The 23,023-nt window shown below is 61.1% G+C and carries 18 protein-coding genes; 8 read left to right on the top strand and 10 right to left on the bottom strand.

Going from position 1 to position 23,023, the window contains the following annotated elements:
- Window positions 1-222 precede the first annotated feature (222 nt).
- Window positions 223-1,587, bottom strand: a complete 1,365-nt coding sequence (locus IW252_RS11190) for an O-antigen ligase family protein (protein WP_196836627.1) — start codon at window positions 1,585-1,587, stop codon at window positions 223-225.
- A 139-nt stretch (window positions 1,588-1,726) separates the two neighbouring features.
- Between IW252_RS11190 and IW252_RS11185 the strand changes: the two genes are divergently transcribed.
- The 3 genes from IW252_RS11185 to IW252_RS11175 are packed head-to-tail and all read left to right on the top strand — an operon-like array spanning window position 1,727 to window position 4,994.
- Window positions 1,727-2,797: a polysaccharide pyruvyl transferase family protein gene (locus IW252_RS11185; RefSeq protein ID WP_331271520.1), complete on the top strand. Its 1,071-nt coding sequence runs from the start codon at window positions 1,727-1,729 to the stop codon at window positions 2,795-2,797.
- Complete coding sequence (locus tag IW252_RS11180) at window positions 2,794-3,699, top strand: glycosyltransferase family 2 protein (RefSeq protein WP_196836625.1); 906 nt, start codon at window positions 2,794-2,796, stop codon at window positions 3,697-3,699. The genes IW252_RS11185 and IW252_RS11180 overlap by 4 nt, the downstream gene beginning before the upstream one ends.
- 8 nt (window positions 3,700-3,707) lie before the next feature.
- Window positions 3,708-4,994, top strand: a complete 1,287-nt coding sequence (locus IW252_RS11175) for a lipopolysaccharide biosynthesis protein (RefSeq protein WP_196836624.1) — start codon at window positions 3,708-3,710, stop codon at window positions 4,992-4,994.
- Between the two features lie 57 nt (window positions 4,995-5,051).
- Here IW252_RS11175 and IW252_RS11170 read toward each other — a convergent pair whose 3' ends face one another.
- The 3 genes from IW252_RS11170 to IW252_RS11160 are packed head-to-tail and all read right to left on the bottom strand — an operon-like array spanning window position 5,052 to window position 7,799.
- A complete protein-coding gene (locus tag IW252_RS11170; RefSeq protein ID WP_196836623.1) occupies window positions 5,052-5,693 on the bottom strand; it encodes a sulfotransferase family 2 domain-containing protein in 642 nt (213 codons plus the stop codon).
- Window positions 5,694-5,731: 38 nt separating this feature from the next.
- The gene (locus IW252_RS11165) at window positions 5,732-6,763 is read right to left on the bottom strand and encodes a glycosyltransferase family 4 protein (RefSeq protein WP_196836622.1); all 1,032 of its coding nucleotides are present in this window, start codon (window positions 6,761-6,763) and stop codon (window positions 5,732-5,734) included.
- A 7-nt stretch (window positions 6,764-6,770) separates the two neighbouring features.
- Entirely contained in the window at window positions 6,771-7,799 is a 1,029-nt protein-coding gene (locus IW252_RS11160; protein WP_196836621.1) for a glycosyltransferase family 4 protein, read from the bottom strand.
- Between the two features lie 354 nt (window positions 7,800-8,153).
- Here IW252_RS11160 and IW252_RS11155 point away from each other — a divergent pair, with 354 nt between their 5' ends.
- Window positions 8,154-9,536: a sugar transferase gene (locus IW252_RS11155; RefSeq protein ID WP_231365994.1), complete on the top strand. Its 1,383-nt coding sequence runs from the start codon at window positions 8,154-8,156 to the stop codon at window positions 9,534-9,536.
- On the opposite strand, the gene IW252_RS11150 is transcribed toward IW252_RS11155, so the two are convergent.
- From IW252_RS11150 to glmS, 3 genes are read right to left on the bottom strand one after another with little or no spacing between them, the layout of a single operon-like run.
- Window positions 9,533-11,095 (bottom strand): NAD(P)H-hydrate dehydratase, encoded by a 1,563-nt coding sequence (locus IW252_RS11150; RefSeq protein ID WP_196836619.1) that lies wholly within the window; start codon window positions 11,093-11,095, stop codon window positions 9,533-9,535. The two genes, IW252_RS11155 and IW252_RS11150, sit on opposite strands and share 4 nt — an antisense overlap.
- Entirely contained in the window at window positions 11,092-11,448 is a 357-nt protein-coding gene (locus tag IW252_RS11145; RefSeq protein ID WP_196836618.1) for a holo-ACP synthase, read from the bottom strand. The genes IW252_RS11150 and IW252_RS11145 overlap by 4 nt, the downstream gene beginning before the upstream one ends.
- A gap of 6 nt (window positions 11,449-11,454) precedes the next feature.
- Window positions 11,455-13,329, bottom strand: a complete 1,875-nt coding sequence (glmS, locus tag IW252_RS11140) for a glutamine--fructose-6-phosphate transaminase (isomerizing) (protein ID WP_196836617.1) — start codon at window positions 13,327-13,329, stop codon at window positions 11,455-11,457.
- Between the two features lie 83 nt (window positions 13,330-13,412).
- Between glmS and coaA the strand changes: the two genes are divergently transcribed.
- The 3 genes from coaA (at window position 13,413) to IW252_RS11125 (ending at window position 15,836) form a co-directional block, all read left to right on the top strand.
- A complete protein-coding gene (coaA, locus tag IW252_RS11135) occupies window positions 13,413-14,381 on the top strand; it encodes a type I pantothenate kinase (protein WP_196836616.1) in 969 nt (322 codons plus the stop codon).
- A 48-nt stretch (window positions 14,382-14,429) separates the two neighbouring features.
- Entirely contained in the window at window positions 14,430-14,828 is a 399-nt protein-coding gene (mscL, locus tag IW252_RS11130; protein WP_196836615.1) for a large conductance mechanosensitive channel protein MscL, read from the top strand.
- 120 nt (window positions 14,829-14,948) lie between these two features.
- Complete coding sequence (locus IW252_RS11125) at window positions 14,949-15,836, top strand: nucleotidyltransferase family protein (protein WP_196836614.1); 888 nt, start codon at window positions 14,949-14,951, stop codon at window positions 15,834-15,836.
- A 69-nt stretch (window positions 15,837-15,905) separates the two neighbouring features.
- Here the strand turns inward: IW252_RS11125 and glmM are convergent, their stop codons facing one another.
- Both glmM and IW252_RS11115 read right to left on the bottom strand, forming a co-directional pair.
- The gene (gene glmM, locus IW252_RS11120) at window positions 15,906-17,261 is read right to left on the bottom strand and encodes a phosphoglucosamine mutase (RefSeq protein WP_196836613.1); all 1,356 of its coding nucleotides are present in this window, start codon (window positions 17,259-17,261) and stop codon (window positions 15,906-15,908) included.
- A 101-nt stretch (window positions 17,262-17,362) separates the two neighbouring features.
- Entirely contained in the window at window positions 17,363-19,186 is a 1,824-nt protein-coding gene (locus IW252_RS11115) for a polysaccharide pyruvyl transferase family protein (RefSeq protein ID WP_196836612.1), read from the bottom strand.
- Between the two features lie 128 nt (window positions 19,187-19,314).
- Between IW252_RS11115 and IW252_RS11110 the strand changes: the two genes are divergently transcribed.
- Window positions 19,315-22,281, top strand: coding sequence for a glycosyltransferase (locus IW252_RS11110; RefSeq protein ID WP_196836611.1), 2,967 nt, complete (start codon window positions 19,315-19,317; stop codon window positions 22,279-22,281).
- Window positions 22,282-22,497: 216 nt separating this feature from the next.
- On the opposite strand, the gene rpsI is transcribed toward IW252_RS11110, so the two are convergent.
- Complete coding sequence (gene rpsI / locus IW252_RS11105; RefSeq protein WP_196836610.1) at window positions 22,498-22,995, bottom strand: 30S ribosomal protein S9; 498 nt, start codon at window positions 22,993-22,995, stop codon at window positions 22,498-22,500.
- Between the last annotated feature and the right edge of the window lie 28 nt (window positions 22,996-23,023).

Below are 23,023 nucleotides of genomic sequence, written 5' to 3'. Positions count from 1 at the left end.
CGCCCCTTCAGGTTGCCTGAAAAATAAATACTCGCATTGATGTCTGCGCATTCTAAAACAATAAGTTACAGCCAAAAAGTTCGGACACTCATTCACCCAATGGTCAGAATCAGGCTAAATAAAATATAAACCACATACGGCAAATTAAAATCCCTGATTGCAAATCAGTTAGCATCTGCCAGATGGCTCGATTAACTTTGACACGCCGCAGGGAAACTAGGTTTATGAAGTGACCGCCACGGATGAAGGATCCCGCAAGGGCGCGGCTCGCCGCTTGGCTGCTCCATAGTAGGCCGCCAGTACCCCCAGAGCCATCCAATAAGTCAAGGTCGTCCACGATGGAGCAGTCCACAAAGTCACTATGGTCGTACCTGCGACAGCAACTTCCCAGAATCCCAAACGGCTACCCGCCAAAAGATGCAAGATCAAAAAGGCAAGAAATATTAAGAGACCGATAAATCCGAGCTCAGCCACAACTTGGCCGTAAGCATTCTCCGCAATTGCCCGACCATTGGAAAATTGATAGTCTGACGGAAACAATGATGCGTCATACTTCTCATGGAACCAAACACCATAACGCCCTGGGCCGACACCAAGTACTGGCGAATCTGACGCAATTTTTAGGGCGGTTTCCCACTTGCCTTCACGAATCACGATCGACCGACCTGCCTCACCGACGGCTACTGAATCTTCACCCAAAGTCGTTAGCTTCGAAACCTGAAATGCCAAATATTCACGCACTGGATCGACGACATACGCCAGAGCTAGTCCGATCAATGTAATGCCTGTTGCCACAAGTTGCCATAGTGCGCGTGGCCTCATCATGAACGCGATCAAAATTCCGACCATGACGGCAACAATAGCCCCGGTGGACTGACTGTAAATCAGCATTCCTAGACCGAGCAGGGCGCCCCACCAGTCCCTCCTGCGCAGAAGAATCAGAAGGACCGCGGCGGCAAACGCGCCCAAGTAATTTCCCTCGTGAAAAGACCCATTCCGAGGAAAAGGCTCACCGTACGCCCCACCAACGACCAACTCCATATTGAGAAGTCTCATCGTGTCAAAGTCCGAGAAATTATAGAGGATGATTTGTACCGCACAGAATAGTGCCGCCAATCGTGTCGCCCACGATACCCCTACTCCAACAACCCGCGAGGACTGCCGCGATACGACTAACCAAAAAATTGCAACCATTACTGAATAAAATCCGTAGAGAAGGATGTCCAGCGTAAGTGAGCGGTCAAAGCCAGGAAAGTCATCATTTGGCAACGGAACAAGCAAATTCCACATTACGGATGCGCAGACCACGGAAACTAGTAGACCTAATACCAAAGTCATGGTTTTCAGACGGGGTGAACTCTGCCATCCAGACTTGCTATGACCGCTCCAGAGAGAGATGAGGGCAAAAAACAGTAGTATTTCGCTGATTTTAAGCGGGAAACCAGCTTCAATCGTCAGTGCCTTTTGAAGCGGCAAAAAGACGAGACACAAGAAAACCAGCCGCTCCGACCAGCGGAGCGACCACCAACCCGGTGCGAGCAACGAGCGACGCGGCGTGTCGCCCACAGCTAGCTGTGCATTCACCATGTTGATCTGTCACGCTCCTCGTCGTGGTCGTGCAGTTGTCACGCGGCATCTATTCCAGTAGCACTGTACCGGGCGGGTCTATGGTCAGCCCGGTATGGTAGGACATGGTCGATGACGGCATGATGGGGAGGAACGCCTAGTGGCGCCAGAAGTACTAGTTCTGCACGGATACTCAGCCCATAATGCCGGAGACGGTCTTCTCGTGTCCGAGACACTTGAAATTATTGCCGACTCTCTCGGGGAGTGCCGCATTACCATTCTTGCCTCTCAGCCAGAGACTTTTAGGCACCTCAACGCAACGTTGCTGCCCACGGTCCCCACGGTCCGAGGCTGGGATCGCCGAACACTCGCCACGCTGAAGAACATCAACAAATTCGACGTCGTCATAGCGGTCGGCGGTGGCTACCTGAGAGCCGGAACTCTTGTCGAGACGCTGAAAACACTCCTTGTTCACGGCCCCCAACTCTTGGCCGCCTCACGCGCAAACACACCAACGTTCTACCTCCCGCAGAGTATTGGGCCAGCCCGCTTTGGCGTTCAAGCTCTCTTCCGCACTTTGCTCAAGAACGTCTCTCGCGTCTATGTTCGGGATGATCGATCACTCAATGAGTTCGCCGGCATCAACGTCCGGAGATTCCCGGATTTAGCAGCTGCCACCGCATCAGCTTCACGCCCAACTAACGGCTTGGTAGACCCCACGCCAGTTCTCTCAATTCGTGACGTTCATGGCTCCGTGAAAGCCGACATCCACCGCGTAGCTAGAATGCTCGGCACCTACGACGCCTACATCCAGAGCACAACACGGGGAAACGACGACCGACCGGCAACCGCCACGCTCTGCCCCCGACGTCTCGTGAGTCGGAAGGAACTCATGACTCGTGGTGGCACACCTCGAGTCGTCTTGGCTGTTCGGTTGCACGCAGCGCTCATGGCACTCGCCGCTGGACACTACGTCATCCACCTCGCTTACGAACGAAAAGGCTTTGGCGCCTTCAGCGATCTCGGTTTGAGTGATTGGGTCCATTCGGTCAACAGCTTTCCACCTTCCAAAGTCTTCGCTCAACTGCAAGAACTACTGACCAATCCCGCAGCGCGCGACGCATATGACGCCCGCCTGGCTGATTCCGCATCGAATATTGCTAACGCCCGCAATGAGATTCTCGAAGAAATCCGTGCGATTTCGTCCGCTAATAGGCAGCAAAGCACATGAATATTTCGGTTATCTATGTCGCTTATAACACACCTCATGAGCTCATCGCTACGTCGATCGAATCCGTACGCGCCGCCGCACAAGCCGCCGAGGTAACAACGGAAATCCTCATCGTGAACAACGGCGGCTTGATTGACAGCAGCGAGCAAAATTTTGACGCTCGCGTCATCGGCGACGGCACTAACCTTGGGTTTGGGCAGGCTGTAAATCAGGGCGTGGCAGCCGCCAGCGGGGACTACATCCTGCTGATGAATCCTGATTCACGCACAAGAATCGATTTCTTCACCCAACTGATCAATTCCAAGATCCCTTTCACCGCGAACGCTCTGACGGGCGCTTTGCTCGTGAACAATGGTGTGCCGCAGGTGCATGCCTATAACGTGTGGTTCAGCTCCATCGCACTTGCATTGAAAAAGAAAAGGTGGCGAGCCCAACTTGCCGAATGGATCACGGCCGGCCAACTGGTTTCTGTTGATCGCTTGTGCGGAGCTGGATTGTTTGGCCCGCGGCGCCTCCTCACGGAGTTGGGCCCTTTCGATGATGCTTTCTTCCTCTACGGCGAGGACGTTGATCTATCCCTTCGTGCGAAGGCTCGAGGCGCGAGCTTGGCTCTCATACCGACGGCTGTCATTGAACACGAGGCTGGCACGTCATCTCTTAAGGCCTCGCATCTAGTTGAACGAGCCCGCATCGATGCGCACCTCCGGCTGGTCTCCATCCATCGCGGATACCTGGCATCATTGCTGGCACGTGCTGAAAGCCTCATAGTCACGCTGGCAGGGACTGCACTAACCAAAAGTGCTAGTCCTAGAACAGAGCGGCTAGCCCGCCTGGCTGAACTCAGGCGGTGGGGCCTGCGCCGATCCGTGGAACGTTTCTCGCCCACCATGATGGCGCGGTGAGAAGAATCATGGCCATGCAACGTTTACGCTGGGCACTCACCCGAATCAATCTCCTCTTTCACACCCCGGCCGGCCTCAGCGTGGGACGTCTGGGTTCACAATCGCTTTCGCTCTTCACTGCACCGATCATTGCCCAAGCCATTGGCCCCACTGGCCGCGGCCTGACCGCCGCCGCGCTTGCAGCAGTAACTATTACGGGTGTCATTATCGGATTGGGAGTGCCACTAGCAGTGCGTCGTCGCGTTGTGGACGAGACACAACGTCATGACGCCGTCAGGTCTGCGCGCATTCTGACCTGGTGCACAGTGCCCCTCGGAGGACTATTAGCTCTTGCGCCACTCTTCACCGTCTTAACTCAGCTAGACCACATCGCCAAAATTGCGTTTGTCATCGCCATGTCTCTTTCCGGACTCACGTTTTCCTGGTCTATCGACCACAATGTCATGGTCGCTGAAAAGCGGTACTTCAGGATTCTCTGGATCGGATCTATCCAAACAGTGGCATACTTCGCCGTCGTCCTCACCCTATGGATCCTCGATGCTCTCAGTGTCGCTTCCGTACTCTTCGCGTACGCGGCGGGCACCGTCGCGGCCTTCCTTCTCGGGCGCTTCTGGGTGCGAACGCCCTCAGGACAGTCCACACAGAAGCTCTCGCTGCTCCGAGAAGGGGCAACCCTGTGGGGCAGTCAGGCCGGTCAGGTCGCTAGCGCCCGGCTCGATCAATTTCTGGTCCTCCCGCTGATCGGCGCAGGCGCCACTGGTCTCTACTCAGTGGCAGCAACTATCGGCAGCCTGCCAGTCACGATCGGACTCGCCCTAGGCACCTCCGTCTTTCGCGAATTTGTTCTTGAGCAATCGAAGGCTAAGTACACCCAAGCCGTCCGCTTGGCTATCGCCGTCGCTCTTAGCCTTGCTATCGCCCTAGCGCTTGCCTCGATATGGGGCATTCCGTGGTTATTTGGCGCGGAGTTCAAAGGTTCTGTACCTCTCGCAGCAATTGCACTACTTGGCGGCGTAGCGCTGTCGGGAAATCACGTGTGCACCATGGCGCTCGTGGCTTCTGAGCGCGGCAAAAGCATGACCGCCGTACAGCTAGCCGGCCTCGCAGTCGGCATCGGCGCGCTCTATCCGGCCACAGCCATTGCGGGGGCCACCGGCGCAGCGGTGGCTTCGACACTGGGCTACCTCACCACGTTCGCTGGAGCCCTTCTCACCCTCGGTATCCGGCCATGGGACGCCGTCCCGCGTCCTCGAGACTTCCCCCAAGGATTTCGTGCCTTCCTCAAGCGGCAGTGAAGCAACGGACAGGCCGACGTTGCGCCCCACCATGGTGCGTGATGTATCTATTTTTCGTTAGCTTGTGATGATGGGACGCGCATAGTCAAAGGTGGTGTAATCCTGAGCGTAAAGTTGTACAACTCGGCGCTCGAGTGATGGTGAGAGAACAATGTCGGAAGACTTCAAGGCGCTACGTCGCACTTTGTTATGCGGTGCCGTCTTGCCAAGGTCAAGGCCTAAGTCTTCGCGCAAGGAAGTAACTGCAGTGCCCATCCCTTCTTCGAGCTTAAAGATCGATGCACCAGGTAAATAGAAATCAACCTGAGGTCGCAGGTGGTTGTCCCATGCGTAAGGGTCTGCGATGTAGTCGCGAAGTAGCTGATCACCGAAGGAATTGAAGGCTGGGTCCGCTGGATCAGTGATTCGAGGCAGGCGCATGGCGATTTCCGACCGGAATCGCTCCAATGGATCACGAACCATCATGAATATGACATCGAAGGCCTCGAGACGAAAGCGCTCGGACAACAAGGAAGCCTGCATGTGCTGGGGGCTCGAACGCCGATAATAATTGAGGTGCCTTTTGTCATCGAGGTTCTTCTCCAACAGTAGAGATATTTCCCATCCGGAGCTGCGAAAAAGTCGTTCGACGGATGTGCCGCCGGTTTTAGGGACGTGCGCAAAGAGGACAGCCTTGCCTCGTTTACGAAATATCGGCATGTGGTCTCCTTGAACGGCAGCGTCAGTTCAGTGCTTATTCAGCGAATGTTTGCACGATTGTAGACGGACTCGTGCGCGGTAATGCTAGCTTCCCAAGAGAACGATTCGGCCCAGGCCAAGCCTTCCCTTTCGACACGATGCCGAGACACCGTATCGGTGAGAGCGCGCACGATGCCGTGAGCGACGCCGTCGACGTCCAAAGAATCAAAGACTAACGAGGGACCGGCGACCTCAGCCAGCGATCCTGCTCGGGAAGTAATCACAACGCTTCCGGCTGCCAGTGCCTCCAGCACGGGAAACCCAAAGCCCTCGTATCGACTGGGGAAGGCGAAGACTTGTGCCTGTTGCATCAGTGCCACCCGGTCCTCGTCCGACACGAAACCGAGATAGATGATGTTGGCCGCTGCCTCGATTTTTTTCATGGTGTCGTCGGCGTCCCAAGCAGGTTTACCAGCAATGACCAGGGGAACGCCCAGCGCACTTACTTCTGGCGTGGAGAATGCAGCCACGAGGTTGTCGACGTTCTTTCGCGGTTCGATGTTGCCCAGATACAACACGAATTCACGTGGGATTTTAGCTGTCATCTGATCCGAGAGCCGCTGCGGGGTCGAGAACAGATGAGTTTCCATGCCATGGCGGATCACATTGATGCGGTCCCGTTCAACGCCGAAAACGTCAACAATGTCTTGGGCGCTGGACTCGGAAACAGTGATAACTTCGTCCGTCGAGGCAATCGCACGGCCCACGCGGGCGCGCCAGATCGTCTCGGCCCGAGGATTCCTCACCCCCGAGATTCGATTGCTCGCCACCCCGTGCACAGTTACCACGGTTGGCATACGCTGGCGGAGCAAAGGGCCAGTGTCCGCGACATAGTGCAGGACAGAGCTTCCAGCTTTCGGCAACAAGCCGAACATTGATTCGCTAACCATCGTCAGCGCCGGATGACGTCCAGCTGGTATGCGGGCGATGTCATATCCACGGGAAACTAAGCCGCTGGCCAGTCTCCGTGCATACGTCGTGTTGCCGCCAACATGGCGATCGATGATCCGGCTCGGCATATAAATTTTCATAGCGTTCTTAGTCAGTTCTAAACCCGAGCTCGCTCAGCATACGCTGAAATGCTGCAGCCTGTGCTGGCAAGTTAAAGCGTCGCATCCCCTCGTCCCGGGCAGCGTACGCGTCGTCGAGAAGCCGGGGATTACCCTGGAGGCCGACCAGCAGTTGAGCAGCGTCGGCCTCGGATTGCACCGTTTTCACGCCGGTACCGGCAAAACATGGAATGTCGCGGCTGAAGACGGGCAGCCCAACCGCCCAAGCGTCCAGGACACTCAGGGGGAACCCTTCGTACGACGCCGAGTGGAAGTAAATATCAGCCGCCTTCAGCCGCTCCTGAAGCGCAGCGGCGTCGAGCCAGCCAGTAACTTCTACTCCCGCGCCCTCCAGCTTGTGCCGATACGCTGCGTCTCCATCGCCAATCCACGTCAGTCGAATGCCGCTTCCGTGCACCAACTGGGCTACCGACGCAAAAAAATCCGGATCTTTTTGCGGGGCAAGCCGTCCCACCATGACGACATTGAGGTATCCCGAAGAGAGCATTGTCTTACGGCGCTCTGCACTTTCAAGCACGGGCAGAGTGGGTGCATTCGGCAGGGCGAACCGCTTGCCTCGTCGATGAAGCTCTTTGGCCAGGCGGTCCTCATGTTCTGAGAGCACCAGCGTACCGAGGGAAAGCGGAGCGAATAGCTTCTCAGCCGCACGGTAAGTCTGCCGAGCAATCCAGGTGCGTCCCGGGTCATCGAATACATAACAGTGAGGCTCATAGAGCACAGTCCGTGGAGGCAAAGTGCTCCTCGCATAGAATCCAGCCCAACTTGAGTGAGCGATCACGAGATCCGGACTGAAACTTCGAAACGCCCTGTAGACCGCTCGAAAGCGGCGAAGATGACCTTTACCGAGATCCTCCACACGGTCAAATAATTCAGGCTCAGGACGATCAACGCCGTGCTTGATAATCGAGTGCGAATGCTGTTTCGTGGCTTCACTCAGAGAGTTGATGGCCCGGCTCACGCCACCTGCATAGCATTCGGTCACATGCAGAATCTTCAAGCCTGCCCCCTCCACTAGTCGACAACAGCCTATACGGCTTATGGACCAACACTTCCATAACCGGCGCCACGCATCCGAGCTGATCAGCGGCCGATAGCAGTGGGAACCTAAACCAGCCGTAGCTCATGCCCTACGCCCGTCTCCGGTCCTAGGGCTCGAATGTTGAACAAGTGTGATGCACCACGCTATCGCTATAGGATGACCAGCAACGGAATGCGCACTACGAGTGGTGGTAACGGAATGTCACTCTCTAGAGAGATAGCTGGCAGCGCAAAGTGGGGGGCCTTAACTCAACTGCCTGCCGTACAATGGCGTGCTCTACTGCGTCGCCAGCTTGCAGTCATTGACGCAGTCATGATCACGGCTGCAGTTGTGGTTGCCCACTTGGTCAGATTCGGGGCGACGACAAACGCGTCAGTTTCTGAGTCCCTCCCGTTCACCTTTGACATTTCCTACGCCGCACTGGGGATTGCCATCGGGGCCCTCTGGTGGCTTGCTCTCACTGGTTGGAACACGCGGGACGATCGGTTCCTCGGCGCCGGCCTCGAAGAGTACAAACGCGTGGCCGCAGCTTCCCTCTACCTCTTCGGTGGACTGGCCATATTGTCCTATGCCGCCCGTGTGGACACGGCCCGCGGATACGTGGGCATTGCTCTACCTCTCGGGCTGCTCCTCCTGCTCTTCGGCCGCTGGGGCGCGAGAAAGTACATCCGTGCAGCCCGTAATCACGGCAAGCTTTCGCGAAGGGTCCTCCTCATTGGTGGCCCCGAGGCCGTCAATCACCTCGCCGGTAGCCTGCGTGATGATGCCGGCGCCGGGTACAGCCCGGTCGGCGCGTTCTTGCCACAGCACGACGCCGACGAAAGCCACACCGTAGATCTCGAGTACGTCAGTCGCGGCTCCACACTGAGTGACATCCTGACGTCTATCGATGAGGCGTACGCCGACACCGTCGCAATTTCCAGCGGTTCGTCCCTAGCACCTGCCCTCGTGCGCCGGCTCGGTTGGGAACTTCAGGCCCGCGGCGTGCAGATGATCATGGCGCCAGCACTCACGGACGTGGCTGGTCCTCGCATCCACACCCAACCCATTGCTGGTCTACCGCTCATCCACGTCTCGGCTCCTGAGCTGAAAGGCATCAAGCGGTTCGCCAAGCGCGCTTTCGACGTCTTCTTCGCGGCGCTCGGCTTGGTCATTTTGGCGCCCTTCATGCTGCTCTTGGCCGTGCTGATCCGGTTTGATGACCCGGGGCCCGTGTTCTTTCACCAGCGGCGCATCGGTATCGATGGGCGCCCCTTCTACATGCACAAGTTCCGTTCGATGGTGGTGGACGCCGAGCAGCGATTGGCCGAACTACGCGCCGCATCAGAAGGCAACGGCGTCCTGTTCAAGATGAAGCAGGATCCGCGCATTACGAAGCTGGGCGCCTTCATCCGGCGCTGCAGCATCGACGAGCTTCCGCAGCTCTGGAACGTCCTCCGAGGCGAAATGAGTCTGGTAGGCCCACGCCCTCCGCTACCCCAAGAAGTCGACACGTATGAGGATTTCGTCCATCGCCGGCTCATGGTCACTCCAGGTATCACCGGCTTGTGGCAGGTGAGTGGTCGCTCGGACCTGACCTGGGACGAATCGGTGCGCTTAGACCTCTACTACGTGGAGAATTGGTCCCTGACCCAGGACTTCATCATCATTCTCAAGACGGCCAAGGCGGTCTTCAGTAAGTCCGGCGCGTACTAAGCCGAGGGTGCACCAAGAGCGGCCGCGAGGCCGGAAGCAGCGAATCCATGGGCGCCCAGTGCGAGGCCAGCGCGCGCGTGACGCACCGTCGCCGTGACCGCGGCGGCCATCAGACGGCCGGCCACCCGTTCATCGGTAGCGGTGCCTGGGCCGTTCACTAGCTCCCGATCCCGAGCCATTTCCGCACCCGCAAGGCCTGCGAGGACATCGCCGCTCCCCGCCGTAGCAAGCGTGGAAGGAGCTCCCGTCACCACGCGGCAGTGCCCAGCGGGCGAAGCAATCACCGTCTCCGGCCCCTTGAGCAACACGACGGCCCCGTAGGCTTCCGCCGCGCGCCGAGTCCACCGCAACGGATCCTTTGCCACGTCAGCCGCCGTCACGTGCTCTCCGCACCGCGTGAGCAGCGCCGTCAGCTCCCCAGCATGCGGCGTCAGGAGCAGCGGGCCCGCCGCAGCGCCGGGCCCGGTGTAGGCCAGTCCGCTGGCATCCAGCACAGCCGGCGCCCCCGAATCTAGGACCTGCACGACGGCGTCCCGAAGGCGTTGGTCCTCACCCACGCCCGGCCCCAGCACCCAGGCACTGATGCGTTCCCTGACGCCGTCGTCGGCGTGTTCCGAGACCACTACCTCCGGCAGTGCACCCAAAAGCAGTTGGCGTACTGTCGAGGCACCCTCCGGCGGGCACGCCACGAGCATCCCGATGCCCGCGTTGACCGCACTGCGCGCGGTGAGGACCGCGGCTCCGGGATACTGTTCGGATCCGGCGATGAGTCCGACGACACCACGAGAATACTTGTGCGCGTTCCACGGTGGGGCGGAGTCGGAACAAGCCGCTGTGTGAACCTCCACGTGCTGCACCCGGGCCTCCGGGAGATAGGGCCTCAACCCGATGTCGACCACCCGCACCTCGCCGGCGAGTTGTCGCCCCTCTCCCATCACGAGTCCACACTTCACAGCACCGAACGTCACCGTGCTGTCCGCCCTCAGGGCCCCGGGTTCTGCGCGGCCCGTGGCGGCGTCAACACCGGAGGGCAGATCACACGCAACGATGTGAACGTGCTCCGCGGGTGCGATCAACTCGATGGGGCGAGGCTCGTCCGTCACGCGCGATCCGGTGCCGAGCATGGCATCGATGACGACGTCGGCTCGCTCTAGGACAGCCGGTGCCTCCGGATCGCTGATCGACAGTGCGCGGCCACCGGCGGATCGCAATGCGGCGAGTCCAGCCGCGTGGCACCGCTCGCCGGTCAGCAGGGCGACGCAGTGCACGCCGCGCCGACGCAAGGTAGCGAGCGCGTAGAGTGCGTCGCCGCCGTTGTTTCCCGTTCCAACGTACGCGGCAACGCGGGCGCCGTAGATGCGGGCAGCGTGGGGCCGTCGTCGCCCCCGGCGATCGCGGGATTCGGCGAGTTGGCCCGCGGAAACCGTCCCCTTCAACACCTCGATGACGTGCTGGGCCAAGCCGTGAGCCGCTCGTCGCATGAGCTCAGGTCCGAGCCCCGCGTCGAGGAGAGGCTGTTCGGCGGAACGCACCTCAGCTCCGGTAAAGACCGGCCTCATGACAAGCGTTCCGCGACCACCATGGCGGTGGCCAAGTCCCCGTCATGGCTCATGGTGAGATGCCACTTCTGGACGCCTTTCCGTGCCGCCACGTCGGCCACCGTTCCATCGACGAGAACATGGGGGTCACCCGCGTCGTCCTTCACCACCTGACAGTGCTGCCAGTTCATGCCCGCCGGAGCGCCGAGCGCCTTCGCAATGGCTTCTTTCGCGGCGAAGCGAGCCGCCAATGATCTCAGAGGCAGGTCCCGTTCCGCGGGGACAAAAAGCCGCTCGCGCAGTGCAGGGGTCCGCTCGAGCTGCTGCTTGAAGCGGGACACCTGCACCACGTCCACACCAATTCCGACGATCATGGGCGATTATTCGACGGTGACGGATTTGGCGAGGTTGCGGGGCTGGTCCACGTCGTAGCCCTTCGCGGAGGCGAGTTCGCAAGCGAAGATCTGTAGAGGGACCACGGTCAGCAACGGCATGAGCAGGGTCGGGGTCTCCGGGACATAGAACACGAACTCGGAGTACTCCCGCACCGCCTCGTCACCCTCTTCCGCGATGACCAGAGTGCGTGCCCCACGGGCCCGGACTTCCTGAATATTCGAAACGACCTTCGCGTGCAACGAGTCCCGGCCCCGCTTGGACGGGACCACGACGAACACCGGCTGCCCGTCATCGATCAACGCGATCGGTCCGTGCTTCAACTCGCCCGCCGCGAAACCCTCAGCGTGAATGTACGCGATCTCCTTGAGCTTCAACGCCCCTTCCATCGCGACCGGGTACCCCACATGCCGGCCCAGGAACAACACCGACGCCTCGTCCTTCATCGAACGAGCCAACTCCTTGATCTCGTCCTCGCGGTCCAGGATGTCCGTGATCTTGCCCGGAATCTTATTCAGATCCGCCATGATGTCCCGGATCTGACCGGTAAACAGGTTCCCCCGCAGGCTCGCCAAGTACAGGCCAAGAATGTACGTCGCAACAATCTGCGCCAAAAACGCCTTCGTCGAAGCCACCGCGATCTCCGGACCCGCATGCGTATACAGCACCGCGTCCGACTCGCGCGGAATCGTGGACCCATTCGTATTACAAATCGACAGGGTCTTCGCCCCCTGCTCCTTCGCATACCGGACCGCCATCAACGTATCCATCGTCTCGCCCGACTGCGAGATCGACACCACCAACGTGTCCGCATCCACGATCGGCTCCCGATACCGGAACTCATGAGAGAGCTCCACCTCCACCGGGATCCGGCACCACGACTCAATCGCGTACTTCGCCACCGACCCCGCATACGCCGACGTCCCACACGCCAACACAATGATCTTATTGACCCGCTTAAGCTGGCCCGGATCAATGCGCAGCTCGTCCAGAGTCAACCGGCCCTCAGAATCCGACCGACCCAACAACGTATCCGCCACCGCCGCCGGCTGATCATGGACCTCCTTCTCCATGAACGAGGCAAAACCACCCTTCTCCGCGGCCGCAGCATCCCAATCCACCGTGAATTCCTTACCCTCAGCAGGGTTGCCCTCAAAATCAGTGATCCGATGCGACTCCGGAGTAATCGTCACGATCTGATCCTGACCCAACTCCACCGCACGCCGCGTGAAATCAATAAAGCCCGACACATCCGAGCCCAGGAAATTCTCCCCCTGACCCAAACCCACCACCAACGGCGAATTCCGGCGCGCAGCAACCACCACACCAGGATGCTCCTCATGCACCGCCAACAACGTAAACGCACCCTCGAGCTTCTGCGAGACCAACTCCATCGAACGCGTTAAATCCCCGGCAGCCTCACCCCGATACACCTCCGCGAGCAATACCGCAGCAACCTCAGTATCCGTCTCCGAGGCGAACTCGTGGCCCGCGGCCAGCAACTCCTGCTTGATCTCCGCGAAATTCTCAATAATCCCGTTATGAATCAACGCCAACCGGCCCTCATCAGCCACATGCGGATGCGCGTTCTCATCCGACGGCCCACCATGGGTCGCCCACCGCGTATGACCAATACCCGTCAACGACACCGGCAACGGGGAGGCCTCAATCGCCCCCACCAGATTCGTCAGCTTGCCCGACTTCTTCCGAAACTCAAGACCACCATCACCCAACACCGCAACACCAGCCGAGTCATAGCCCCGATACTCCAACCGGCGCAACCCCTCCAACACCACATCCACAGCACCATGAGCACCAGAAGACTTCGACGCACCGCCAACATAACCAACGATTCCACACATGCCCTCAAGGGTACCGCCCCTCATTGTCCCCACGGGGAGGGCATCTGCGACACGGTTTAGTGTGCGCGTGAGCCTTTGGCAGAATGTTGCGGGTGACTGATTCCCGGGCAAATGACAACGGCGTCTCCCCCTTCATCGAACTCGAACGCGAGACGTGGTCGCGTCTGGCTCATTCCATCGAGCAGCCATTAAATATGGACGATCTGGATCGGCTCAGCGGGTTGGGGGAACAACTCAGCTTGGCCGAGATCCGCGAGGTCTACCTACCGCTCTCCCGCCTGCTCTATCTCTACGTGCAGGGGGCTGGTCACCTTCATCGCGTGACCAGCACCTTCCTCGGCGAGGCCACGCAGCGCACCCCGTTCGTCATCGGCGTCGGCGGCTCCGTTGCCGTCGGCAAGTCGACCACCGCGCGCGTGCTGCGTGAGCTGCTGCGCCGTTGGCCGGACACCCCGGACGTACAGTTGGTCACCACGGACGGCTTCCTCTACCCCAATGAGGAGCTGGAACGCCGCGGCATCATGCACCGGAAGGGCTTCCCGGAGTCTTACGATCGCCGTGCGCTGCTGCGTTTTGTTGCCGCGGTGAAGTCAGGTGCGGAAGAAGTTCGCGCCCCGATGTACTCCCACCTGACCTACAACATCCTTGACGACGAAGAGGTGGTGGTCCGCAAGCCGGATGTGCTCATCGTCGAGGGGCTCAATGTCCTCCAACCGGCTCGCATCCGAACCAATGGAACGGCGGGACTTGCGCTCAGTGACTTCTTCGATTTTTCCCTCTACGTTGACGCCCGGACGCAGGATATTGAGGAGTGGTACGTCAAGCGATTCATGAAGCTGCGCAGCGGCGCGTTCGCTGATCCGGCGTCCTACTTCCACCGCTACTCGACGTTGACGGATGAAGAGGCCCGAGCCACGGCCCTCGATATTTGGCGGCGCATCAACGAGCCGAACTTGCGAGAGAACGTGCTGCCCACCCGCGGACGGGCCCAGCTGGTCCTAAGCAAGGATGCGGACCATTCCATCAGGAGAATGCTCTTACGCAAGATTTAACCAAGTATCTCTAGTGAGTTCGGTCTATGCCGCTGTAATCTGTGAACCATGATTCACGGATTCAAAGAATTCATCATGAAGGGCAACGTCGTTGACCTTGCCGTCGCAGTGGTCCTCGGAGGCGCCTTCGGCGCCGTCGTGACCGCGCTCGTGGAGCGCGTGCTGATGCCACTGATTTCCGCGCTCGTCGGGTCCCCGAACTTCGACGAGTTCCTCCTCGTCACCCTCAATGGCAATGAGATCGCCATCGGTGCCGTCCTGACGGCCATCGTCAACTTCCTGCTGATCGCCGCAGCCATCTATTTTGTGGTGGTCATTCCGATGAACAAGATGATCGAGGCTCGCAACCGCCGGCTGGGCATCGGCCTCGACGACGAGGAGGAGGCCGTCGATCCTCAAGTCGCCCTCCTCACCGAGATCCGCGATTCCCTCAAAACCGCGAAGTAACCACCCCTTGACCACCAGGCTGGTGGGGCCACATGACGGCCCCACCAGCCTTTTTGCATGCCAGCGGCGCCGGTCACGGGTAGTCTGAGGGAAACTTGAGCCGAAAGAGTTGGAGGACGCGTGGACCTCAGGATGGACGAGGCCGTTCCCCTCGCCGCCGCGCTGGTCTCACGCGTGGCAGAGGATCACGCAGTGCGCGCTCTCATCCTGAAGGGCCCTCCCGCGACCGAGCTCGGAATCCGGTCTCAACGCCCGTCGAGTGATGTTGACCTGCTCGTCGAACGCGACTCGCTGCCCGTCATGGTCGAGGCACTCTCCCAACGGGGCTGGCGGCGACGGCCGACCACGCACGACGGCGAGCATCCACTGCACTCGGTCACCATGTACCACCCCCAGTGGCCCAGCGATATTGACGTGCACTACGCCTATCCCGGCCTCGAATCTCAGGATTCGAGCGTCTTTGAGGCGCTCTGGGAGCGTCGACGCTCAACGACACTGGGTGCGCGAGCCGTGTGGGCCCTAGATCCCACCGCAACGTACCTCATTCAGGCGCTGCACGCCCTGCGGGAACACAACAAGCCCATCAACATCTCCGAGCGGCGTTTTCTCATTTCAGAGGCCCCGCGACCCGACTGGGAAGATCTTCGGGACCTGGCTCAGCGAACCGGCTCTCTCGGCCCCCTGCGGGCTTTCGCTCGCGAGGCATACCCCAACGCCGATCGCGGCACGTTCCCCGCACCGAGCTTGGAATGGTTGCGTCGCACAGAAGTCACCGAGCCCGGGGTCTTTCGCTTGCTGCACCTGCACTCACTGCCCTGGGCTCGGCGTCCCAAGTACGTCCTGCAGGGACTCTTCCCCAGCCGCGAGCAGCTCGCGGCGACTGACCTTCGCCTGCTCGATGCCCCGGCCCGAACACTCGCCCTCGCCCGTCTTCGCCGCATCGCGCGCTTTGCCATGCGCCTGCCGTCCGCGGGCCGACAATGGATGGAACAGCGCCGGCAGCGCTAGCCCCGCAACACTACACACGCGCAGGAGGGCGGCCCGATTCGAGCCGCCCTCCTGCGCGTGCTGTCTTGCCTAGGCGCCGGCGAGCGCCAGCTCGGTTTGGACCACGGTGGCCAATCGCCGCGCCATCTGTTCCGCCGTCGGCTTCTCCGTGGCTTCAACCATGACGCGCACCACGGGCTCCGTGCCGGATGGGCGGAGCAAGACGCGCCCGTTGTCCCCCAGCTCAGCTTCCACGGCCGCGACTTCGGCGGACACCACGGCGTTGGACGCCACGGCCGCCTTGTCGACGTCGTTGACGTTGATCAGCACCTGCGGCAAGACCTCCATGACGGCCGCAAGCTCCTTGAGCGACTTGCCCGTCGCGGCCACCCGGGCCGCGATGTGGAGGCCCGTGAGGACTCCGTCGCCCGTCGTCGCATGGTCCGCGAAGATCACATGCCCCGACTGCTCGCCGCCCAAGTTGTAGCCCTGGGCTCGCATGGCCTCCAGCACGTAGCGGTCGCCGACCGCGGTTTCCGCGATGTCGATGCCGGCGGCTTCCATCGCGAGCTTGAGGCCCAGATTACTCATCACCGTGGCCACCAGCGTGTTCTTGGTGAGTTTGCCCTGCTCCTTCAAGGTGGTGGCCATGATCGCCATGATCTGATCGCCATCGACGACCGATCCCTCGTGATCGACGGCTAGGCAACGGTCCGCGTCGCCGTCGTGCGCGATCCCGAGGTCCGCCCCTTGCTCAACGACAGCCCGCTGCAGCTTTTCCAGATGGGTAGATCCATAGCCCGCATTGATATTCACGCCATCCGGATCCGCCCCGATGACGACCACGTCCGCGCCGGCGTCCTTAAACACCTCCGGTGAGCAGCCGCTGGCCGCGCCGTGGGCGCAGTCGAGGACCACTTTAAGCCCGCCCAGCCGGTTCGGCATGGTACTCAGCAGGTGCACCACATACCGGTCCTCGGCGTCGGCAAAGCGCCGGATCCGCCCGACCTCCCCGCCGAAGGGGCGCGGTGGCTCAAGCTCCAGCTGAGCTTCGATGGCGTCTTCCAACGCGTCATCCAGCTTCTGACCGCCTCGGGCCAGGAACTTGATACCGTTGTCCGGCGCAGGATTGTGAGAGGCCGAAACCATCACGCCGAAGTCAGCGTCCAGATCCGCCACGAGGTAGGCGGCCGCTGGCGTTGGCAGCGTTCCGGCGTCGTACACATCGACGCCCGCCGCAGCGAGGCCAGACTCGATCGCCGCCGAAATGAAATCGCCGCTAATGCGCGAATCCTTGGCGATGACCGCCACCGGCCGCTTGCCGGCCTCGACCTGATTGAAACCGAGCACGACGGCGGCCGCCTGCGCCAGCGACATCGCTAGCTGCGGAGTGATCAGCCCGTTCGCTTTTCCACGGACACCGTCCGTACCAAATAGTCTGCTCATGATTTGCCTATCCTAGAGCCCACAACTGAAAAATACTGACCTCTGGGCCCCGCGGGCGGTGCTGGAGGCACTTCCACCACCGCCCGGGTGGCCGTCAGCTCCTACTGCTCCAGCCCTGACCGTAGCGCGTTGATCAGGGCCTCAGCGTCAAAATCGAGCTCGACGCGTGGTGGGAGATCCGCCGCTAGCTCCGGAGTGATTCGCGTCTCACGACTGAGCTCCAACGGTGTCTGCAATTCCAGACCCACCGAACGGAAGTAGTCCTCGAACTTCGTCCCGTCGCCGGCAATGGCCTCCGACGCGTCCCCGATGACTGCCCAGCGCGCCGGAATGCCATAGGCGTTGGCGACGATGACCCCATGCAACGACGTCGAGATGATGCGTCGGCACGACGTGATCTGCTCAACGACGCTGCGCAGGAAGTCCTCCCCCACGCCCGCGAGGCGAATGTCGAGGACGCCCTCCAGCTCCAGTTCCAGATTCTCCTGCGTGACGTGGCGGATGAAGCCGACCTCGTGCGTTTTCTCAGCCGCCGCGGGGATGTAACGGGGTAACAGCAGCCCGGCGTCTCCATAGACTTCCGGACAGTCCCCGCCGTTGGCGAGGATTTCCTCCCGGGTGATGGGGCCGCGCACGGCCACGTAACGCGCCTCCGGGGACAGCGGGTCACCGCGCCGGGGCGTGCCAGCTCCCCACACCATCGACTTTGCCGTGGCGAATTTGATGACCGATCCGATAGCGAGCAGGCTGTCACCACGCTGGCCGAAGACGGGCGGCTTGCCCGTGACCCACTCGACCATCCACGGACTCAGCACATCCCCAAAATTGCCCGGATAAGGCGTCTTCATCCACCACATGCGTGGACGATCAGCCGCGGAGAGCCCGGCCGCTGCGGCCCGCTCTTCACGCGCCACGTCGTCGTCAGTCGACCTCGCCCGCGCCGCCACAGTCGGATCCTCGCTCTGCATCAGGCGCCGGCACTGCTCGCGCGCTTCGGCGTAACGGCGCCGCTCGGCGAGGCGAGACACCAGCTCGAGCCGAGACGCATCCAGTTGCGGGTAGTCAGCCAGCTGGTCTTCTAGGACCTCGAGCGCCTCTTGCGGCTGCTTGACGATCTTGAGGTAACGGGACAGCTGAATCGCTGCGGGGGAATCGTCCGGCTTGGTGGCCAGCGCGCGGCGGCTCAGCCAGACCGCATCCGCGCGTGAGCCGGCCTTCATCGCGTCCACGGCTTCGGCGCAGAACACACGGGCCCGGACCACGGGGTTGTCCACCGAGCGCTGGTGCTGTGCCACTTTGCCACGGAAAGAAGAGACGTTTCCGCTGTCTCCGTGCACGAAAACGTGCTTCTCGTTGATTGGCTCGGCCGGACGCGCCACGAGGTCGGGGGCGAGGAATCCGACGTTGAGCATGTCCTCGTGGCGAAGCCACGCCTCGTGCAAGACGTAGTCGTCGGTAACGGTCTCGGTGGTTTCCGCCTCGATATCCCCCATCAGGTTCAAGAAATCCGTGGCGCCGGGCGTGTTGCCAAAGTAGAGGAAGGATGGAACCCAAAATCGCGTCGTGTGAAAAGGATCATAGTTGCGGATGTACTGATAGCGTCCGCCGAAACCCACGAGGTCTAGCCCGCCACCGGCGAGCTCCCGTGGCAACCGCACCAAGCGCGTATCGACGTCGACCCACAGAATGGCACCGAACTGGGCGTGCATGCGTCGGTAGAAGTCGATCTTGAGGCGCGTGATGGCGCCCCAATCGAGATTCTCAGCAGGCAATTCTTCGATGTGGTGGGGCATGCCGAGCCGCTCGCAGTCGGCGCGTAGGGACTCCGCGGCGTCGTAGTAATAGCGGTCTCCCGCGTAGAAACTCACCAGCGTCGGTAGCGCACTGCGATCCTCAGCAGCATCCAGCTCAGGGGAAATGGTCATGGCCTCCAATTTACCGCTCCTCGAGGGATATCCGACGTGCCAGCCTCCGTGAGCGGTACCGTGGTATCCAAACGCTTGTGCGGAGAATCCCGCGAAGTTGATGTTGCCCACGAACAGGAAGTCATCACATGACCGACCGGCAGGAAAACTTGCCGCTGGCGCGCCTGCGCGCCACCGCCATGACGCAGGGGAAGCGTCTCGCCCGAGCTACTCTCAACAAAATCACCTCCGGTGTCGACCGTGCCCAAGAAGCCCGCGAGCAGCAGGGCGGCCGTCCCAGCGATGCCGAGGTGCGCCGCCTTGAGGGGCAGATCGAGCGTTTGCAGCAGCAGCTCGCGGATGCTCGCTTGTTCCGCTCAGCGGTCTCCTCCGGCCTCACGCAAGTCCAGATGCCTCTGAGCCGGACCCAGACTCCAGCCCAAGCACGCCGTCATGCGCTCAAGGCGATTAAGTCCTTGGGGGGTCAGGCCGTGCTGGGGCAGGAACTGGAGCACGGCAATCCCCTCGACGTGGCGATCATGCGCATGGTGCGCAAGCTCCTCGCAAACAAGCAGCACGTGCGTGCCCGCTCGATCGGCCACTCGCTGCTGAAGTACGAAGGCACTGAAGGCCTCGGCCACGCCGCCGTGGGGCTGGTCGCCATGTACCAGAGCCTGATTGAACTGGCGGAGCATCATTTCGATGCGTTGACCCCGGACGAGGCCGCACGGTTGGTCCCGGCTGAGTGGATGGATGTGCAGTTCCGTCGGGATCCGGCCGCCGCGGTCGCCTCCACTCAAGAACATGCAGCGCAGTTGCTCGCCACGGACGAGCTCCGGTTTGAGGCCGTGGCGCTGGCCCTGCGCGAGCATCAGGACGAGTTTGCGCGGACTCTGTATGACCAGTTGCGTGCCGACCGCGCAGACGCCCCAGCGCTCTCCGCGCGCGCTCTGGACGAGTATGCGTGGCTGCAGTCTTGGTTCGAGATGACTGATCGTGAGGCGGCAGGCCAGCCCGCGTGGCACGACGACGCCGTCAACATCGGCGTCCTCGACTACAAGCACGCAGACTTTACGCGTCAATCGGCCAACATCGGCGATTACATCCAAACCATCGGGTCCATGACCCACCTCACCCGCTTCACGAATCTGGAGTTCCACGGCCACGAGGACCTGACGTCCACCGCGGAGCTGCTACAGAGTCGCACTCGTGGTGAGTTCCGCTCGGAGCTCGAGACACCGGCGAAGGCCAACTTGGTACGCCTGGACCGGGACGACACCGGCCACAACCACATCCCGGATAACACGTGGATGCTGGCGTTCGGCTGGTACATGCACCCGCCGTTCAAGGGTGAGTTCAATTTTCCGTTCGCCGAGAACGTGAACCCGATTTTTGTCTCCTTCCATATCCAGCGACGCGAGATGCTGACGGACGCGGCGATTGCCTACCTCAAGAAGCACGGCCCCATCGGCTGCCGCGACTGGACCACGGTCTACCTGCTGCGCGGTGTCGGCGTTGAGGCGTTCTTCTCCGGCTGCCTCACCACCACGGTGGATGCGGTCTTCGAGGATCCCTCCGGCGTGCAGGACCCTGAGCGGGTCGCCGTCGTGGATAAGAACCTCACCAGCGACATTCGCGCATTGGTGCCCGCCGGCAGCACGGTCGACGTCATTACGCAGGCCTCCCCCGAAGTCGGGCGCTCACCTCTTGGGCCAAATGTCCGCGAGGCCCTCGAACTGTTGGACCGCTACCGCTACTACGGCAAAGTCATCACCTCCCGCCTGCACTGCTATCTGCCGGCCACCGCGCTCGGCTGCACGGTGGAATTCACGCCGGGGCGGGACGGCGATGTTCGGTTTGATGGACTCCATGGCCTCACCCCTGGCTCGCCGGATCTGGCAGCGATCCAGAACGGTCTGCGGGCGAAGCTCGAGTCGGTCTATCGGCTGATTCTTTCTGGAGCGGACCGGGACGCCGTATACACCCATTGGCGCGAACTCACCGCTGATGATGTCGCGGCCGCGAACGAGTACGCGTCCCAGCCGTTCGAGCTGCCGAAACCGCAGTTTGATGTTGCCTCGGCGTGCCAAACCATTCTGGAGGGCCGGGCTGACTTCGCCTCCGGCATTTCCACCACCGAACCGGCCCAACCCGACGACGTCCACGTCGCCCTAGCGACGGACGCGAACCTCCGCTACGAGGTACCCGTAGTCGTCGAGTCGATTCTGAAGAACGCCTCCCAGCCCGTGCACTTCTGGGTCCTCACGCGGGACCTGCGCCCGGATTACTTCGCCGCGCTGGCCGAGACCTTCCCGCAGGCTCGATTCACCTTCTTACCCTGCGACCGGGTGCAGTACGGCGACATCGCTGGCATGTTGCAGCACATCACCGTCTCAACGATGGACCGCCTGCTGTTGCCACTACTGCTACCCGACCTTGACCGCGTGGTCTATCACGACATTGACGCGGTGACGTTGGCCGATATCGCGGACCTGTACAATACCGACCTCGGGGAAAACCCAATTGCCGCGCGCTCGTCGCGCGCCAGCTGGGCTGAGTCAGGGTTCGGCAACGTTTACCGGGCCGCCAACCGGTTGGACCGGACGACAGCGGCTCGACTACGCCGCGGTATGCACGAGATGATGCCGTACGATTTCACAACGTTCAACGCCGGCATTTTGGTCATGGACTTGGCTCATATGCGGAAGGATGACTTCTGCCACCGCTACGTCGGCATGGCGGGCGAGTTCGGCATGAATGACCAAGAAATCCTGAACTGCTACACCGGCCCGAAGCGCACCGTGCTAGATATCCGGTGGAACTCCGTACCGCAGCAAGAAGTGGTAGAGGATCCGTGGCTGATTCACTGGGCAGGCCCTGCCAAACCGTGGCGACCGGAATACGTCGTTCTGCAAGAGGTGTGGGACGAGCTCGTCGAGTCGCTACATGCCCGCGCGGCAGCCGCAGGCACGCTGACCAGCCTGCTGGGCCACGTTCCTGCCGCTGGGTCTTCGGCGGCCTCCGCCGAGGACGTCGAGCGCGATCCCCTCGAGGAAGGGGAATCCTCAGACTCCGAGGAAGGCGAGGCGACCGAGCAGCTTCACGGGGCGCGCTAGCAAACAACACGAAAGCGTTCAGGCCCTGGGGCACGCACAGCGCGTGCCCCAGGGCCTGAACGCTTTTGCCGCACGGGAGCTGAAGGATCTCATCCGCTGCTGGCACTCTTCAGATGATGAGGTAGTGCCACGGCGTATCAACGCGCGAAGGCCCGGCAGCGGAATCCACTGCCGGGCCTTCGATGGCCGCCAAAGAAGTGGCGGCCGAAAGCGGGTTTAGCGCTTCGAGAACTGCGAGGCCTTGCGTGCCTTCTTGAGGCCAGCCTTCTTGCGCTCGATCACGCGAGCATCGCGAGTCAGGTAGCCAGCCTTCTTCAGGGCCGGACGGTTGTTCTCGCGGTCGATCTCATTCAGCGAGCGGGCGATGCCGAGGCGCAGGGCACCGGCCTGACCGGAGTCGCCGCCGCCGGTGATGTTGGCCTGCACGTCGTAGGCGCCCTCGAGGCCGAGGAGCTTGAACGGCTCGTTGACGTCCTGCTGGTGCAGCTTGTTCGGGAAGTAGTCCTCCAGCGAACGGCCGTTGATGGTCCACTGGCCGGAGCCGGGAACCAGGCGCACGCGAGCAATGGCCTGCTTGCGACGGCCGACGGCGGAGCCGCCGATGGTGAGGGCCGGACGCTCCGTGGCGACGGTCTCCTCAGCCGGGGCAGACTCGGTGGTGTAAGTCGAGGGGGTGTCCTCGTTCACGTTCAGCTCTTCAGTATTCTGAGCCACGATTCTCCTTGAAAACTAGTCTCTTGTT

The organism is Zhihengliuella flava (genome assembly GCF_015751895.1).
Classification (GTDB): domain Bacteria; phylum Actinomycetota; class Actinomycetes; order Actinomycetales; family Micrococcaceae; genus Zhihengliuella; species Zhihengliuella flava.
The sequence above is the reverse complement of the archived record's forward strand: the minus strand, read 5'-3'. Positions and strand labels throughout refer to the sequence as shown.

What these genes read in the sequence shown, in the direction of transcription:
- IW252_RS11190 (WP_196836627.1), bottom strand. Translation starts at nt 1,587, where the DNA reads ATGGTGAATGCACAGCTAGCTGTGGGCGACACGCCGCGTCGCTCGTTG.
- IW252_RS11180 (WP_196836625.1), top strand. Translation starts at nt 2,794, where the DNA reads ATGAATATTTCGGTTATCTATGTCGCTTATAACACACCTCATGAGCTC.
- IW252_RS11175 (WP_196836624.1), top strand. Translation starts at nt 3,708, where the DNA reads ATGGCCATGCAACGTTTACGCTGGGCACTCACCCGAATCAATCTCCTC.
- IW252_RS11170 (WP_196836623.1), bottom strand. Translation starts at nt 5,693, where the DNA reads ATGCCGATATTTCGTAAACGAGGCAAGGCTGTCCTCTTTGCGCACGTC.
- IW252_RS11165 (WP_196836622.1), bottom strand. Translation starts at nt 6,763, where the DNA reads ATGAAAATTTATATGCCGAGCCGGATCATCGATCGCCATGTTGGCGGC.
- IW252_RS11155 (WP_231365994.1), top strand. Translation starts at nt 8,154, where the DNA reads ATGATCACGGCTGCAGTTGTGGTTGCCCACTTGGTCAGATTCGGGGCG.
- IW252_RS11150 (WP_196836619.1), bottom strand. Translation starts at nt 11,095, where the DNA reads ATGAGGCCGGTCTTTACCGGAGCTGAGGTGCGTTCCGCCGAACAGCCT.
- IW252_RS11145 (WP_196836618.1), bottom strand. Translation starts at nt 11,448, where the DNA reads ATGATCGTCGGAATTGGTGTGGACGTGGTGCAGGTGTCCCGCTTCAAG.
- glmS (WP_196836617.1), bottom strand. Translation starts at nt 13,329, where the DNA reads ATGTGTGGAATCGTTGGTTATGTTGGCGGTGCGTCGAAGTCTTCTGGT.
- coaA (WP_196836616.1), top strand. Translation starts at nt 13,413, where the DNA reads ATGTTGCGGGTGACTGATTCCCGGGCAAATGACAACGGCGTCTCCCCC.
- mscL (WP_196836615.1), top strand. Translation starts at nt 14,430, where the DNA reads ATGATTCACGGATTCAAAGAATTCATCATGAAGGGCAACGTCGTTGAC.
- glmM (WP_196836613.1), bottom strand. Translation starts at nt 17,261, where the DNA reads ATGAGCAGACTATTTGGTACGGACGGTGTCCGTGGAAAAGCGAACGGG.
- IW252_RS11115 (WP_196836612.1), bottom strand. Translation starts at nt 19,186, where the DNA reads ATGACCATTTCCCCTGAGCTGGATGCTGCTGAGGATCGCAGTGCGCTA.
- IW252_RS11110 (WP_196836611.1), top strand. Translation starts at nt 19,315, where the DNA reads ATGACCGACCGGCAGGAAAACTTGCCGCTGGCGCGCCTGCGCGCCACC.